The organism is Thermovenabulum sp., assembly GCF_049723235.1.
Classification (GTDB): Bacteria; Bacillota; Thermosediminibacteria; order Thermosediminibacterales; family Thermosediminibacteraceae; genus Thermovenabulum.
Genome location: NZ_JBNARB010000004.1, coordinates 122,456 through 137,946 on the forward strand (window position 1 = coordinate 122,456; position 15,491 = coordinate 137,946).

At 37.9% G+C, this 15,491-nt stretch carries 16 protein-coding genes and 1 tRNA gene; all 17 read left to right on the forward strand.

Annotation, left to right across the window (positions count from 1 at the left end; genetic code table 11):
• Positions 1-132 precede the first annotated feature (132 nt).
• The 17 genes from rplU to ACPLOV_RS03730 all read left to right on the forward strand — a co-directional run bounded on the left by rplU (position 133) and on the right by ACPLOV_RS03730 (position 15,358).
• The gene (rplU, locus tag ACPLOV_RS03650) at positions 133-444 is read left to right on the forward strand and encodes a 50S ribosomal protein L21 (RefSeq protein WP_424908431.1); all 312 of its coding nucleotides are present in this window, start codon (positions 133-135) and stop codon (positions 442-444) included.
• Positions 445-448: 4 nt separating this feature from the next.
• A complete protein-coding gene (locus ACPLOV_RS03655) occupies positions 449-787 on the forward strand; it encodes a ribosomal-processing cysteine protease Prp (RefSeq protein ID WP_424908432.1) in 339 nt (112 codons plus the stop codon).
• A gap of 13 nt (positions 788-800) precedes the next feature.
• On the forward strand, positions 801-1,085 hold the full coding sequence (gene rpmA / locus ACPLOV_RS03660; RefSeq protein WP_068748928.1) for a 50S ribosomal protein L27: 285 nt from the start codon (positions 801-803) through the stop codon (positions 1,083-1,085).
• A 115-nt stretch (positions 1,086-1,200) separates the two neighbouring features.
• On the forward strand, positions 1,201-1,695 hold the full coding sequence (locus ACPLOV_RS03665; RefSeq protein WP_424910656.1) for a Spo0B domain-containing protein: 495 nt from the start codon (positions 1,201-1,203) through the stop codon (positions 1,693-1,695).
• A 40-nt stretch (positions 1,696-1,735) separates the two neighbouring features.
• Positions 1,736-3,013 (forward strand): GTPase ObgE, encoded by a 1,278-nt coding sequence (obgE, locus tag ACPLOV_RS03670; protein WP_424910657.1) that lies wholly within the window; start codon positions 1,736-1,738, stop codon positions 3,011-3,013.
• Between the two features lie 41 nt (positions 3,014-3,054).
• A complete protein-coding gene (nadD, locus tag ACPLOV_RS03675; RefSeq protein WP_424908447.1) occupies positions 3,055-3,642 on the forward strand; it encodes a nicotinate-nucleotide adenylyltransferase in 588 nt (195 codons plus the stop codon).
• A gap of 7 nt (positions 3,643-3,649) precedes the next feature.
• Positions 3,650-4,240, forward strand: coding sequence for a bis(5'-nucleosyl)-tetraphosphatase (symmetrical) YqeK (yqeK, locus tag ACPLOV_RS03680; protein ID WP_424910658.1), 591 nt, complete (start codon positions 3,650-3,652; stop codon positions 4,238-4,240).
• Complete coding sequence (locus ACPLOV_RS03685; protein WP_424910659.1) at positions 4,237-5,415, forward strand: LCP family protein; 1,179 nt, start codon at positions 4,237-4,239, stop codon at positions 5,413-5,415. The genes yqeK and ACPLOV_RS03685 overlap by 4 nt, the downstream gene beginning before the upstream one ends.
• Positions 5,416-5,455: 40 nt before the next feature.
• The gene (gene rsfS / locus ACPLOV_RS03690) at positions 5,456-5,833 is read left to right on the forward strand and encodes a ribosome silencing factor (protein ID WP_424908438.1); all 378 of its coding nucleotides are present in this window, start codon (positions 5,456-5,458) and stop codon (positions 5,831-5,833) included.
• 248 nt (positions 5,834-6,081) lie between these two features.
• On the forward strand, positions 6,082-8,529 hold the full coding sequence (leuS, locus tag ACPLOV_RS03695) for a leucine--tRNA ligase (protein ID WP_424910660.1): 2,448 nt from the start codon (positions 6,082-6,084) through the stop codon (positions 8,527-8,529).
• A gap of 185 nt (positions 8,530-8,714) precedes the next feature.
• Positions 8,715-9,626: a LysR family transcriptional regulator gene (locus ACPLOV_RS03700; protein ID WP_424908440.1), complete on the forward strand. Its 912-nt coding sequence runs from the start codon at positions 8,715-8,717 to the stop codon at positions 9,624-9,626.
• Between the two features lie 25 nt (positions 9,627-9,651).
• Positions 9,652-10,404 carry an ABC transporter ATP-binding protein gene (locus ACPLOV_RS03705; RefSeq protein ID WP_424908441.1) on the forward strand — a complete coding sequence of 251 codons (753 nt, stop codon included), beginning with the start codon at positions 9,652-9,654 and terminating at the stop codon, positions 10,402-10,404.
• Positions 10,379-11,302, forward strand: coding sequence for a SufB/SufD family protein (locus ACPLOV_RS03710; RefSeq protein WP_424908442.1), 924 nt, complete (start codon positions 10,379-10,381; stop codon positions 11,300-11,302). Before ACPLOV_RS03705 ends, ACPLOV_RS03710 begins: the two co-directional genes overlap by 26 nt.
• Positions 11,299-11,877, forward strand: a complete 579-nt coding sequence (locus ACPLOV_RS03715; protein ID WP_424910661.1) for a helix-hairpin-helix domain-containing protein — start codon at positions 11,299-11,301, stop codon at positions 11,875-11,877. Before ACPLOV_RS03710 ends, ACPLOV_RS03715 begins: the two co-directional genes overlap by 4 nt.
• 18 nt (positions 11,878-11,895) lie before the next feature.
• Complete coding sequence (gene selA / locus ACPLOV_RS03720; RefSeq protein ID WP_424910662.1) at positions 11,896-13,314, forward strand: L-seryl-tRNA(Sec) selenium transferase; 1,419 nt, start codon at positions 11,896-11,898, stop codon at positions 13,312-13,314.
• Positions 13,302-15,224 (forward strand): selenocysteine-specific translation elongation factor, encoded by a 1,923-nt coding sequence (selB, locus tag ACPLOV_RS03725; protein WP_424910663.1) that lies wholly within the window; start codon positions 13,302-13,304, stop codon positions 15,222-15,224. The genes selA and selB overlap by 13 nt, the downstream gene beginning before the upstream one ends.
• A 39-nt stretch (positions 15,225-15,263) precedes the next feature.
• Positions 15,264-15,358 (forward strand) — tRNA-Sec (locus ACPLOV_RS03730).
• The last annotated feature ends 133 nt before the right edge of the window (positions 15,359-15,491 follow it).

Consider the following 15,491-nt stretch of genomic DNA (forward strand, 5'->3'; position numbering starts at 1 on the left):
TTAAAGGGGAAGTTGACAAAGGGCAAAAAAGTTGCTAAAATATGAACGTGGTTTTTCTGCGCCGGCCACCGCACGGGGCGGGTTCTAAAATTTTACCTGGCTCCGGCGAGAGTTTAAGGAGGAGGATGAAAAATGTACGCAATATTAGAGACCGGCGGCAAACAATATAAGGTCTGTGAGGGCGACGTTATTCGTGTTGAAAAATTAAATTTTGCCGAGGGAGAAACTGTAGAATTTGATAAGGTTTTGGCTATTTCAAAGGAAGAAGGACTTGTTGTTGGGAGGCCGTTTGTAGAAAACGCTAAGGTAAAGGCTACCGTATTAAAGCATGGTAAGGGCGAAAAAATAATTGTCTTTAAGTATAAGCCCAAGAAAAATTATCGAAAAAAGAAGGGACATCGCCAGCCTTTTACTGAAGTAAAGATTGAAAAAATAGAATTTTAATGTCATGGTAGATATAACTGTTTGGAAGGATTTAAAGGGGAATATCACGGGGCTGGAAATCAAAGGCCATGCAGGTTATGCTGATTACGGCAGCGATATAGTTTGTGCTGCGGTTTCTGCATTGGCCGAAACTGCAATACTTGGTATAAAAAAAATTGCAGTAGTTAATGCAAATACGGTAAAAAAGGAAGGTCTTGTCAGAATAGAGATTCCTGAGGTCATGCCTGAAGAAAATAGATACAGGGTTAATATTATACTAAGGACAATAACGGTTGGGCTTGAAGATATAGCAAAAACGTATCCCGAATATGTAAGACTCGTTTGCAAGGAGGAGAATTTGTAAGGAGGTGTTTTAAGTGAACCTGCAATTATTTGCTCATAAAAAGGGTGTAGGTAGTACAAGGAACGGTAGAGACAGCGAATCAAAAAGACTTGGGGTAAAGAGATTTGATGGACAATTTGTCACTGCAGGCAGCGTTCTTGTAAGGCAGCGCGGGACAAAAATTTATCCAGGAGAAAATGCTGGACTTGGAAGAGATTACACCATATTTGCCAAGATCGATGGTTATGTAAAATTTGAGACAAAAGGAAAAGACAAAAAAGTTGTGAATGTTTACCCGGAACTTCAGCTCCTCGGCTAAGAGGAGCTTTATTTTTTATGTACTTTGTGGTAAATTATATAAAGAAACATATAGGAAATTTAAGGAATAAAGGTGCTTTTTCTGCAGGTTATAATATCATGAAGGGAAGATATTCTTGAATATTTTTACGTTCTGCGTAAACCTTTTGATGATTTCTATTTTTTTATTCTTATTGTTTTTATATTATAAAGAAAAGAAATTCTATAGACAGCTAATAGACAAGCTTATTTTTTTGCTTAGAATAGTAAAGCACGATTTAAATAATGATTTACAATTAATTTACGGTTACGCGCAATTAAGTAAACCTCAAAAAATAATCGATTATATTAATTACTGTAAAGAAAATTATAATTTTATTAGCAATTTAAAAATGGTCAGGGATGTGCGCCTCCTCGATTGTTTGCTGGATACGTATTTTTTGGCTCAAAAAAACAGGGTCAGTATTTCCCTGGAAATAATTGAAGAAATGTATAAGGGTAAATTGGATAAAAAAGTTTTTGAAGAAATAAAAAGCCGTGTCCAGCAAATTATTAATAACAAGGAATTGGACGAGGATCTGAGAATTATCGTAACAATTCGAAAAGGAAATATCGGCATAAGAGAGGAATGAAAAGGGAAAAATTTAAAAAAATACTTATAGGGTGGTTAGCATGTTTGTGGATGTGGCAAAAATATACGTAAAAGGTGGAGATGGTGGCAACGGGGCAGTAGCTTTTAGAAGAGAAAAATATGTACCAAGAGGGGGTCCCAGCGGGGGGGATGGAGGTAAAGGAGGGGATGTGATCTTAGAGGTGGATCCAAACCTTTCAACCTTACAGGACTTTAAATATAAAGTTCATTATAAGGCGGAAAAAGGGGAACACGGTCAGGGATCCAATAAAGCCGGAAAAAACGGTGAAGACCTTATAATAAAAGTACCTCCCGGAACCATAGTAAAAGATGCCCAAACCTCTGAGATACTGGCGGATCTGGTGGAGCCTTATCAGAGGTTTATTGTTGCAAAAGGGGGACGAGGCGGTAGGGGGAACGCCCGCTTTGTATCGTCGGTTAATCAGGCTCCGGATTTTGCAGAAAAAGGAGAACCCGGTGAAGAAAAATGGATCCTTTTGGAATTAAAGCTTTTAGCAGATGTGGGCTTGATTGGATTCCCCAATGTGGGAAAGTCTACTCTACTTTCCAGAATTACGGCTGCAAAACCCAAGATTGCCGACTACCCTTTCACTACCCTTACGCCGAACCTTGGCGTCGTAGATATGGGTCCAGAGGGGAAAAGCTTTGTGGTTGCTGATATACCTGGTCTTATAGAAGGTGCTCATGAAGGGTTAGGACTGGGACATGAATTTTTACGCCATATTGAAAGGACAAAATTACTTGTCCATGTCCTTGACGGTTCCGGTTTTGAAATAGATCCAATAGAGGGCTTTTATAAGATTAACGAGGAATTAAAGAACTTTAGCATAAAACTTATAGAAAAACCGCAAATTGTAGCTGTAAATAAGATGGATTTAGAGGAATCCCGGGAAAATTTTCCTAAAATATTGGAAAGGCTTTCAAAAGAAGGATATGAAGTTATTCCCATTTCAGGAGCCACCGGATTTGGTATTAAGGACTTAATAAATAGGATTGTGGAGTATTTAGAAAAGAGTGTAAAAGATAACGATAAATATAATATCGAAGAAGGAGTAAAAAAATACACTTATAAAAAAGAGGATGAAATATCAGTAGAAAAAGGCGGTAACGTATTTTATGTAAAGGGAAAGGTCGTAGAAAGATTGGTAGCAATGACCGATTTAGAAAATGAGTCCGCTGTTAAGAGGTTGCAAAGGGCTTTTAAGAAAATGGGGATTGACGATATGCTGAAACAAAAAGGCATAAAAGAAGGGGATATTGTAAAAATTGGGGATGCGGAATTTTACTTTTTTGAATAATTGTGGGAGGGAACATTTTGACTAAAAAGAAAATTGGGCTTATGGGAGGCACCTTCGATCCCATTCATTACGGTCACCTGGTAGCTGCCGAGGAAGCAAGGACAAATTTTGATCTTTCAAAAGTAATATTTATACCTGCAGGAAATCCTCCTCATAAAAAGGATTATCCCGTTACCGATGCAGAGCACCGATACATTATGACTGCCCTTGCTGTGAACAGTAATCCTTTTTTTGAAGTTTCGCGGGTAGAAATAGATAGAGAAGGTTATACGTATACGGTAGATACGCTTAAATGGTTCAAGGAAAAATATAAAGATGCGGTGGAAATTTTTTTTATTTCGGGAGCTGATGCTATCTTAGATATACTTACCTGGAAAAAGGTAGAGGAAGTAATGAATTATTGCACCTTCATAGCCGCTACCAGGCCGGGATACACCAGCGAACAGTTGGAACGAAAGGTAAAGGAAGTCAAGGAGATTTACGGAAAGGATATCTTTGTTTTAAAAGTAACCGGAATGGCCATTTCTTCCACAGAGATAAGAAAAAAGGTTAAAAACGGTCAATCTATAAAATACCTGGTACCGGAGGCTGTGGAATATTATATTTTAAAGAATAACCTTTACAGGTGAGTTGCCTATGCAATTAGATTTAGATTTATATAAACGTGTATTGAAAAAAGAATTATCCGAAGAACGATATCTTCATTCCATTGGAGTAATGGGGACTGCAATAAACCTTGCAAGAAAGTATGGGGTTTCGGAATATAAAGCGGCAATTGCAGGGTTGCTCCATGACTGCGCTAAAGATATACCTGAAGAGGAACAGTTGAAATTAGCCATTGAGTTTGGTATACTTTTAGATGAAATTACGTATTTTGAAAGGGTTTTGCTGCACGGTCCAGTAGGTGCGAAATTAGCTGAAATAAAATTTGGTATTAAGGACAAAGAAATATTAAAGGCTATCGAAATTCATACTACCGGCGATGAAAATATGACATTACTTGATAAAATTATATACATTGCCGATTATATAGAACCCGGCAGAAATTTCCCCGGAGTGGAGGATATCAGGAATAAAACTTATGAGGATTTGGATGAAGGGGTCTTGATGGGTTTAAATTCGACCATAGTGTACGTATTGAAAAAAAATTCACTTCTTCATCCAAGGACAATAGCTGCACGAAATATGCTATTAAAAAACCGGAGGAACAAGAGGGGAGAAAAATGAAAAGGTATTTTAAGGTGTTTATAGCGATTATTTTATTTTTTGCGCTTTCATTTGGAAGCGGTTTTTATTTTACTTATAGAAATTTATTGAGCAATCAAAATACTGATGGGGAACAGGATTCTGTTTTACAAGAGGCTGAAAAAAATGGCCATGTAAATATTTTGCTTTTGGGACTTGATGCAGGTACCATCGGTGCCGATGAAAAGCACAATAGATACCGTTCCGACACCATGATGCTTTTTAGTCTGGATTTAAAGGAGAAAAAGGTCAATGTGCTATCTATTCCGAGGGATACGAGGGTGGTTTTACCGGGGGAGGGATTCCAGAAGATAAATGCAGCTATGGCCTTTGGAGGTCCTGACCTTGCTGTGGATGTGGTAAGCAAATTACTCAATGTCCCCGTGCATTATTACGTTACGGTAAATTATGAAGGTTTTAAAAAAATCGTCGATGCTATTGGCGGAGTTGAAATAGAAATTGATCGGAGAATGAAATATGATGATAATGCGGGGAACCTTCATATAGATCTTAAACCGGGACTACAGGTACTGGATGGGGAAAAAGCCGAACAATTTGTAAGGTTCAGACATTACCCGGAGGGAGACATAGCAAGGGTAAGAGCGCAGCAAAAATTCCTCAAGGCTACTGCAAAAGCCTTACTCCAACCCGCCAATATACTGAAAATACCCAAGCTAATTCAGATTGTACAGGAAAATGTGAAAACCGATATCAGCCCTGTAAACCTTGTTAAACTGGCTAATTTTGCAAGGCAATTAAAGGAAGAAGATGTGGAAACTTATACCCTTCCCGGTACCGGGCAGTATATAGGAGGAGTAAGTTACTTTATACCTGAAGAGGAGAAAGTTAAGGAGTTGGTAAATGCTATATTTTACGATAAAAATGGAATAAAAGTAGCAGTTTTAAACGGAAGTGGATATTCGGGGGTTGCCAACGAGATTGCAAAGAAATTGGAATCTATGGGATTTACCGTGGTAAAAGTTGCCAACGCGGATAGTTTCGACTATGACACTACCACCGTTTTATACCCCAAAGAAAAGCCCGAGTATGCAAAGGAAATATCAAAAGTATTGAATAATCCAATATTGAAAGAAGATGAAAATAGTAACGACGATGTAGCTACGATTATTCTGGGAAAAGATATAAAGAATAATTAGTGACAAACAAGAAAATTACGTTTGGAGGGAAAAAATAAAAATGACTTTTGTTCCCGAACAGCTTGCACAAAAGGCAGCAAAAATCCTTGATGAAAAAAAAGCAAGGGATGTCGTTATTCTGGATATCAGTAGATTAACCGTACTGGCTGATTATTTTGTAATTGCTACGGGTTCTAATGCTATACATGTGAGAGCTTTAGCGGATGAAGTGGAAGAAAAGCTTTCAGAGAGCGGTATATTTCCTAAGGGTATAGAAGGTTACAATGAAGCAAGATGGATACTATTAGATTACGGAGATGTTATCATTCATATTTTCAACGGTCCGGATAGAGAATATTATGATTTAGAGAGATTGTGGGCGGATGCGATTACCATTAATGTTGACAGCAGAAAGGATTTAACATATAATATTAGCTAAAAAATAATCGTGTATTTTTCCGACAAGGAGTAGTAAAGGAAGCTTTCTCTTACAGAGACCGGAGGTGGGTGAGATTCCGGAGAGGAAGTCCTTGAACTCGCCTTGTCTTAACTGCCGGCAGGCGTTAAAATGCAAAGAGCGGGCTTTTGCCAATTAGGGTGGTACCGCGAGGAAAAGGCTTCTCGCCCCTAAAAGAGGGAGGAGCCTTTTTTTATATGTTTAAGAAAGACAGAAAAAGGAGGTTTATTATGGTCTACGACTTTAAAAGGATCGAACAAAAATGGCAGAAAATCTGGGAAGAGCAAAAGATTTATAAGGTCTATGAAGACACGGAAAAACCCAAATACTATTGCTTGGAAATGTTTCCTTATCCCTCGGGGAAATTACATATGGGTCATGTCAGAAATTATTCCATAGGCGATGTTGTGGCAAGGTACAAGAGAATGAACGGTTATAATGTCCTTCATCCTATGGGATGGGACGCCTTCGGTTTACCGGCGGAGAATGCGGCTATCAAGCATAAGATTCATCCGGCAAAATGGACATGGGATAATATAAACAATATGAAAAGGCAATTAAAAGAACTGGGTATTAGTTATGACTGGGATAGGGAAGTTGCTACCTGTCATCCCGATTACTATAAATGGACTCAATGGTTCTTCCTGAAATTGTATGAAATGGGTCTCGCTTATCGAAAAAAAGCATATGTGAACTGGTGTCCTTCCTGTGCTACTGTTCTTGCTAACGAACAGGTGGTGGATGGCAAATGCGAAAGATGTGGTACCGAAGTAGGGAAGAAAAATCTTGAACAATGGTTTTTTAAGATTACCGAATATGCGGAGGAATTACTGGAAGACCTTAAAAAACTCCCGGGATGGCCTGAAAAAGTAAAAATAATGCAGCAAAACTGGATAGGAAAAAGCGAAGGGGTAGAGGTTTGCTTTACTGCGGAAAAAACCAATGATAAAATAGCAGTTTTTACAACAAGGCCCGATACCATTTTTGGCGTAACTTATTTGGTTCTTGCTCCGGAACATCCATTGGTGAACACCCTTTCCGAAGGGACTCCCTATGAAAAAGAAGTAAAAGAATTTCAGAAAAAAATGGAAAAATTAAACGAGATAACAAGAACCTCTACGGAAACGGAAAAAGAAGGTCTTTTTATAGGGGCCTATGCAATTAATCCGGTTAATAACGAGCGAATACCCATATGGATTGCGAACTATGTTCTTCTGGATTACGGAACCGGTGCGGTTATGGGTGTTCCTGCTCACGACCAAAGGGATTTCGAATTCGCTAAAAAATATAATTTACCGATGAAATTAGTAATTAAGCCTGTTGAAGGCTACTTGAAAATAGAAGAGATGGAAAAAGCCTTTACGGAGGCGGGTGTGCTTATCAATTCGGGTGCCTTTACCGGGATGCAGAGTGAAGAAGCCAAAAAGGAAATAGGTAAATTCATGGAACAAAAGGGAATCGGAAAAATCACGATAAATTACAAGTTAAGGGACTGGCTTATTTCGAGACAGAGGTACTGGGGGGCTCCCATTCCTGTTATCTACTGCGAAAAATGCGGCATAGTGCCGGTTCCGGAAGAACAGTTGCCCGTATTGCTTCCGGAAAATGTAGAATTTAACCCCAAGGGCACTTCGCCACTACTTTTATGTGAAGAATTTTTAAATACCACCTGCCCCAAATGTAATAGCCCTGCCAAGAGGGAAACGGATACAATGGACACTTTTATGTGCTCCTCCTGGTATTACTATAGATACACCGATCCTAAAAACAGCGAAAAACCTTTTGATGAAACAAAATTGAAGTACTGGATGCCCGTAGATCAGTATATTGGCGGGGTAGAACATGCCATACTTCACCTTATGTATTCGAGGTTTTTCAATAAAGCAATGCGAGACGCCGGCCTTGTTCATGTAGATGAGCCTTTCACAAATTTATTGACCCAGGGAATGGTACTAAAAGATGGCGCAAAAATGTCAAAATCCCTTGGAAATATTGTAAGCCCTGAAGAAATAGTAGAAAAATACGGAGCGGATACAGCAAGACTCTTTATCCTTTTTGCGTCGCCACCTGAAAAGGACCTGGAATGGAGCGATCAGGGTGTTGAGGGCTGCTTCAGATTCCTTTCAAGGGTATGGCGACTTGTTGAGGAACTCTCGGAAAAGTTCGCAGAACCGGTGAAAAACGAGCACATCGATAAAAATGCACGCCGTTTAATCCATAAAACAATTAAAAAAGTTACAACAGATATTGAAGAAAGGTTTAATTTTAACACAGCAATAAGTGCAATAATGGAAATGGTCAACGGCATCAACTCTTTAAAGGAAGAAATTTCAGGGGATGTGGTAAAAGAAGCGGTAGAAAATTTACTGTTGATGCTGGCGCCTTTTGCCCCGCATATTACCGAGGAATTATGGGAAAGGATTGGGAACAAGGGGAGCATACATTTGATGCCCTGGCCAAAATACGATGAAAAAGCTATTTTAGAAGAAGAAGTCGAGGTAGTGGTTCAGATTAACGGAAAGGTGAGAGCAAAAATACTCGTTCCTGCTGATATAACCGAAGAAGAGCTTGAATCGGCGGCACTGAGCAGTGAAAAAGTATCTTCTTATTTACAAAATAAACAAATTATAAAAATTATCACTGTCCCGAACAAATTGGTAAATATTGTAGTAAAATAACGGGGTTGGGTTTTATCCCAACCTGTTTTTTTCGCTTTTCTTACTTAATGTGATAAAATTAATATTAATGAATTAAAAAAATTTAAATCAAAGGTATATATTTTATAAAATATAAAGAATATGTGGTAAAATTAAATTGGTTTTAATTGTTTATAACTTAAAGTTATATTAAGGTGGTTGTGAGAATGGAACTTTATGCTCTCTGGCTATTTCATAAGGTCGCCCAGAATATGAGTTTTACAAAAACTTCGGAAGAACTCCACATAAGTCAGCCTGCAATATCAAAACAAATAAAGAAATTAGAAGAAGAACTGGGGCTGAAGTTAATCGAAAAATATGGTAAGAACATTTATCTGAGTAAAGATGGGCAGTTTATTTTCGAGTATACTAAAAAGATTTTTGCATTAATAGAAGAAATGGAGTCTCAAATACCTAAATTGAGAGAAAAAATGCTCGGACACATTAATATAGGGGCAAGTAATACCCCAGGTATTTATGTTCTGCCAAAGATTTTAGGGGAATTTAAAGGCAAGTACCCTGAAGTAAAAATCAACCTTCATATTGGAAATACTTATGAGATACAAAAACAGATTTTGATAGGGAGGCTTGATTTTGCTGTAATCGGAGGGGAAATTTCAGAAAAGGAAAGTGTGGAAATTGAGAGGCTGGTAGATGATTTTATGGTCCTCGTATGTTCTCCCACAAATAAGCTTGCTCTATTAAACTTTGTGGAAAGGAATCAATTGGTAGATCAGGATTTTATTACCCATGAACCTCATTCGAATCTCTATGAAATAGTAGAGGATATAATTAAAACAGATTTAAAAATTCCTCTGAATATAGGGTTAATGCTGGGAAGTATAGATGCGATAAAGAACGCCGTTTCGGCAAATTTAGGGATTTCAATTATGCCCTATATCTCGGTAAAACAGGATATTGCACTGGGGCATCTAAAGTTATTGAACTGTGAAAATAAAGTCTGGAAGTATTCGTATAATCTCGTTTACCTGAAAAATCGCAGGCTGCCGGTTCCTGCAAAAATATTACTTCAGATGATTCGGGAAAGGACCAGGGATGTGGTCCTGAATCATATTTAGCTTAACGAAAGGGGGATATTTTACATTGCTTAAAATTGAATCTCTTTATGTAGAAATGCCAAATGGTACGGGTAACGTGGAAATATTAAAAAATATTAATTTGAATCTGGAAAAAGGAAAATTTTATGCAATTACGGGCCCTAACGGAGGAGGAAAAACTTCTCTGGCTAAGACCATAATGGGGATTTATAGAAACACAAAGGGCTCTGTAATTTTGGACGAAGAGGACATTACCTCCTATAGCATCACGGACAGGGCAAATAAAGGAATAAGTTATGCATTTCAATATCCGGCAAGATTTAAAGGCCTTACTGTAAGTGATATATTAAAAGTTGCTGCAAAGGACGCAGGGCAGAAAGATTTTAGAAAATTATTGAAAGCGGTAGGATTGTGCCCGGAAGAATACTTGGAAAGGCAGTGCGATTCAAGCCTATCCGGAGGAGAGATAAAAAGGATTGAATTGGCCACCGTCCTGTTGAAGCCTTCCAAAGTGGTAATTTACGATGAACCGGAAGCAGGGGTGGATTTGTGGAGCTTTGAAGGTATTTTAAGGCTAATTAAAGATCACCATAGCAAAGATATAATTACAATTGTAATTACCCATCATGAAAGGGTGCTTTCCATAGCCGATGAAATAATTTTAATGTCCGATGGAGAAATAAAAGAAATGGGTCAAAGTGATAAAATGTTAGAGCTTTTGAAATACAAATTCCGCTGTGATTCCTGGGAAAACTGCGAGGAGGGCGAAAAGGATGACATTAGATGCTTTAGATCGTGAGTTATTAAAGACTATAGCCGATCTTCACGATATACCTGCAGGAGCTATTAACATACGAAAGGATGGGCAGGGTATTGAAAGAAAATCTACAAAGAATATTACGATAGAACCCAAGAAAGATAAGTCAGGCATAAATATTTACGTAGCACCTAATACAAGAAACGAAGCAGTTCATTTTCCCGTTTTGTTAACATTATCCGGTATTACCGATGTGGTATACAATACCATTGAGATTGGGGAGAATTCCGATGTAATTTTGATCGCAGGTTGTGGAATTCACAATCCGGGTTCTAAAAAATCTCAGCATGATGGTATTCATGAGATAAGAGTAAAAAAAGGAGCGAAAATGAAATACATCGAAAAACATTTCGGAGGAGGAGAGGGTAAAGGGGAAAGGGTTTTGAACCCAAAAACCGTTCTAATTTTGGAAGAGAATTCCATTGCAGAAATGGAACTGACCCAGCTTAAAGGAGTTGACAGCACAGTAAGAGTAACCGATGCAATAGTAAAAAAAGGAGGAAAATTAGTAATTACCGAGAGACTTTTAACTCATGGTAATCAGGAAGCTATCTCAAAAATAAACATAATTCTTGAAGGAGAAGGTGCAAGCGCAGAGGTAATATCCAGATCGGTAGCAAAGGAAAATTCCAAACAGATTTTTAAACCGGAAATTATTGCGAGAGCAAAATCCAGGGGACATGTGGTATGTGATTCTATAATTATGGAGAACGGGAAAATAAGCTCTTCCCCAGCAATTTCTGCGGAACACCCCGATGCTGAACTTACCCATGAAGCAGCAATAGGAAAGATAGCTCAGGACCAGCTTCTAAAACTCATGACCTTGGGGCTCTCCGAAGATGAGGCAGTGGATGTAATACTGAGGGGCTTTTTGAAATGATCGGGGATAAATTTAATTTGTCAAAAAGAGAAAAGATTTTAGTATTGATAATTTTAGTATTAGTATTTTTGCTTGCTTTCTTTTTTAAAAATATGGTCGGACAGGAAGAAGTGGCTTTTAAATTAGAGAGTGCCGAGAATTTAAAAGATACAGAGGTAATAGAAAAGGATATTTACGTATATGTCACCGGTGCCGTCAAAAACCCCGGTGTATATAAATTAAGGGATGGAGACCGGGTAAAAGATTTGGTGGAAATTGCCGGAGGATTAGGTGAAAATGCTGATTTGTTGAGCGTAAATCTTGCCAAAAAATTAACCGATGAGGAAAAAATACACATTCCTTACGTGAATGAAAGCGACTCCGGAAATTCTGTAAAGGATGGGAGAATTAATATTAATACTGCGGATGAGACCGAACTGGACAAGCTGCCGGGTATAGGACCTTCGCTGGCTAAAAGGATTATTGATTATAGAAATACTCATGGTCCTTTTAAAAAAATAGATGAAATAAAAAATGTAGCCGGTATCGGTGATAAAAAGTTTCAAGACATAAAAGATTTAATAAAAACCGAATAATTTTAGGAGTGGATGGATTTGAGTCTAAATGAAACCTTAAGGAAGCTTCCAAAAATAGGAGATTTGATAGAAAGGCCTGAGATAAAGGAATTGGTTTACTTTTACGGGAAAAATGTGGTTTTGAAAGCCGCAAGAGAAGCTGTAAATGAATTAAGAGAGCAACTAATCCTATCGGAAACTTCCTGCCATTCGAAGGAAAAGTTAACGGAAGAAAATCTAATAAAAGAAGCGTTAAAAATTATTATTAAGAAATTAGAAGAATATAAGTCTTTCAGTTTAAAAAAGGTGATAAATGCTACGGGTGTAGTACTGCACACAAATTTGGGAAGGGCTCCCCTGCCGAAAGAGGTGCTGGAAAACATTAATAATATAGCTTCCGGCTATTCAAATTTAGAATTTGACCTGGATGAAGGTGAAAGAGGGGAAAGGTATTCTCATGTAAAGAATCTTTTAATAGACCTTACTGGTGCTGAAGATGCGATGGTGGTAAATAATAATGCCGGAGCGGTACTTCTTTGCCTTTCTGCACTTTCTAAAGGCAAAGAAGTAATTGTATCCCGGGGAGAGTTAATTGAAATAGGCGGGAGTTTCAGGATACCCGATGTAATGCTCCAGAGCGGAGCAAAACTTGTGGAAGTGGGGACTACAAATAAAACTCATTTATACGATTATGAAAGGGCAATTAATGAAAATACATCCCTTTTATTGAAAGTACATACGAGCAATTACAGAATTATCGGATTTACTTCCAGTGTGGAAAGGTATGAATTAAAAAAGCTGGCGGAAAAATATGATTTGGTCTTTATGGAAGACCTGGGTAGTGGCGTTCTGGTTGATCTTAGAAAATACGGGATTCCCTATGAACCCACAGTACAGGATTCTGTTAAGGCGGGAGTTGATGTGGTTACCTTCAGCGGAGATAAACTGCTGGGAGGTCCTCAAGCGGGGATTATTGTAGGCCGAAGGGAAATAATTGAAAAAATTAAAAAACACCCTCTAAACAGAGCATTGAGAATCGATAAGCTTACCCTTGCATCCTTGGAAGCAATATTAAAAATATATTTGGAAGGAAACATGGAAAAAATCCCGGTGATAAAAATGATATCAAAGGATTTAGAAACCTTACAAAAGGATGCAGAAAAATTGGCAGAAGGTTTAAACTCGATTTTGAAGGAAAAGGGTAATGCCGTGGTTCTTGATGACCTTTCAGAAGTTGGAGGGGGCTCCCTTCCGGGTGTTCAGCTGCCTACGAAAGTAGTTGCCTTAAGGGTTTACGGTTTGGAACCCGAAGAAATTTCGAAAAGATTAAGGTCGGCCAAGATTCCCGTTATAGGTCGCATCAACAAAAATGAATATTTACTTGATGTAAGAACGATGAACGAGGAAGATATATTTTATACTATTGACATGGTGGGGAAGATAGTATGGGAAATATAATTATCGGCACTGCAGGGCATATTGATCATGGTAAGACTACCTTGATAAAAGCTTTAACGGGGATTGATACCGATAGATTAAAGGAAGAAAAGGAGAGAGGAATTACTATTGATTTGGGCTTTGCTCATTTTACCCTTCCGAATGGCAAAAAAGTGGGAATAGTAGATGTGCCGGGTCACGAAAAATTTGTTAAAAATATGCTGGCAGGAGTAGGAGGTATCGATCTTGTTCTCCTTGTAATAGCAGCCGATGAGGGTATAATGCCTCAGACTAAGGAACATTTGAACATATTAGAGCTCTTAAATACAAAAAAAGGTATTATTGTAATTACAAAAAAGGACCTGGTGGATAATGATTGGCTGGAAATGGTTGTGGAAGAGGTAAAAGAAACGGTGAAAACGAGCTTTCTAAAGGATGCTCCTATAATACCAGTCTCTTCAAAGACGGGGGAAGGTTTGGACTTACTTGTGCAAAAGATCCAGGAGATGACTCAACAGGAATTTGAGAAAGATCTTTTTTCTCCTTTCAGGTTGCCGGTTGACAGGGTTTTTACTATCCCAGGGATTGGCACAATAGTTACGGGTAGTTTGATTTGCGGATACGTATCGGTAGGAGATGCCGTTGAGATCTACCCTGAAAAGATAAAAAGCAAAGTAAGATCAATTGAGGTGCACGGAGAAAGCAAGGAAAAAGCTTTTGCTGGACAGCGAACTGCAATTAACTTAGTGGATGTAAAACCCGACGATATAAAGAGAGGAGATGTAATTTCCGTACCCGGCTCGATGCAACCGGTAGAAAAAGCAGTAATTAATGTTAAACTTTTGGAAGACGCGGAAAAATCTTTAAAAAACAGGGAACGGGTCAGGTTTCACGCGGGAACCGGGGAGTACTTGGGGAGAATATCTATTATAAACAGGGAAGAAATTTTGCCCGGGGAACAGGCCTTTGCTATTATACACTTTGAAGAAGCCGTTCCCGTGACATATGAAGATTATTTTGTGATAAGAAGGTATTCTCCTGTACATACCATCGGAGGGGGCAAAGTAATTTTTGTAAATCCTGCTAAAATTAAAAAGGAAAAAATAGATATTGCTGTGAAAGGTCTGGAAGATATTGTAAATGGGGGAATAAAAGAATTTATATTAGTTTATTTATCCCTTTTCGGGAAACCCGTTACTTCAATTACAGATCTGATTCCCTACCTCGGGAAAAATTATGAAACTATAAAATCTGTGGTCGATTCCCTTGTAAACGATAATTTAGTTATCTTTTTAAAATCCGGTAATGAAGAAATATTGTGCGACATGGATTATTATGATAATTTAACAGAAAAGGCAAAAGAAATAGTAGAAAATTATCATCTTAAAAACCCCTTTAGTGAAGGAATTTCAAAAGAAGAACTAAAAAGCAGATTAAGTCTCGAATCTAAGGTATTTGAGTTGTTTTTATCAAAGTGGGTTCAGGAAGGCTATTTTGAAGGCAGTGGAAAATACCTTAAAAGAAAAGGTTATAAAATAGTCCTGAAACAAAAAGAAGAACAACTAAAAGACAAGCTGCTTAAAATTTATGAGGAGAAAGGATGGACGCCACCTGCGGTAGAAGAGGTGGTACAGCTTTTAAAGGACTTCGAGGAGGGAAAAATAAAATCAATATTAAGTTACCTCGTCTTAGAAGGCAGTCTTATTAAATTAAACGATGAAATTTATATGCATAAAATCTGGGTGGAAAAAGCGAAAGAATTATTAAAAAATCATTTTCAAAAAAACAAAGAAATTTCTGTGTCACAATTCAGGGATATGCTAAATACATCGAGAAAATACGCTTTGCCGATTCTGGAGTATTTTGATGGTATCTACTTTACCAGAAGAATAAAAGATGTAAGAATACCCGGAAGCAGAATTTCTGATTAAAAGTTTACTTTGAGGAATTTTTCTGATATAATTGGATGCGGGAGTAGATAGGTCCTGGTGGGCCTTCTGGTCTTCAAAACCAGCATCGGGGGCAAAACCTCCGAGGTGGGTTCGATTCCCACATACTCCCGCCAGTTACACAAATATAAATTTTATGAAAATAATATGCCTGTGATTAAGCTATTCATGCTTAATTATGGGCATTTTTTATTATGTTTTTTCAGATAAATTAAGGGAAATTAAAATGGCACAAAAATTGCAATAAAT

Coding starts and splice junctions, on each gene's coding strand:
- obgE (WP_424910657.1), top strand. CDS start 1,736: ATGTTTGTGGATGTGGCAAAAATATACGTAAAAGGTGGAGATGGTGGC.
- leuS (WP_424910660.1), top strand. CDS start 6,082: ATGGTCTACGACTTTAAAAGGATCGAACAAAAATGGCAGAAAATCTGG.
- rsfS (WP_424908438.1), top strand. CDS start 5,456: ATGACTTTTGTTCCCGAACAGCTTGCACAAAAGGCAGCAAAAATCCTT.
- ACPLOV_RS03710 (WP_424908442.1), top strand. CDS start 10,379: ATGACATTAGATGCTTTAGATCGTGAGTTATTAAAGACTATAGCCGAT.
- rplU (WP_424908431.1), top strand. CDS start 133: ATGTACGCAATATTAGAGACCGGCGGCAAACAATATAAGGTCTGTGAG.
- ACPLOV_RS03715 (WP_424910661.1), top strand. CDS start 11,299: ATGATCGGGGATAAATTTAATTTGTCAAAAAGAGAAAAGATTTTAGTA.
- ACPLOV_RS03655 (WP_424908432.1), top strand. CDS start 449: ATGGTAGATATAACTGTTTGGAAGGATTTAAAGGGGAATATCACGGGG.
- ACPLOV_RS03700 (WP_424908440.1), top strand. CDS start 8,715: ATGGAACTTTATGCTCTCTGGCTATTTCATAAGGTCGCCCAGAATATG.
- selB (WP_424910663.1), top strand. CDS start 13,302: ATGGGAAATATAATTATCGGCACTGCAGGGCATATTGATCATGGTAAG.
- nadD (WP_424908447.1), top strand. CDS start 3,055: ATGGGAGGCACCTTCGATCCCATTCATTACGGTCACCTGGTAGCTGCC.
- yqeK (WP_424910658.1), top strand. CDS start 3,650: ATGCAATTAGATTTAGATTTATATAAACGTGTATTGAAAAAAGAATTA.
- ACPLOV_RS03685 (WP_424910659.1), top strand. CDS start 4,237: ATGAAAAGGTATTTTAAGGTGTTTATAGCGATTATTTTATTTTTTGCG.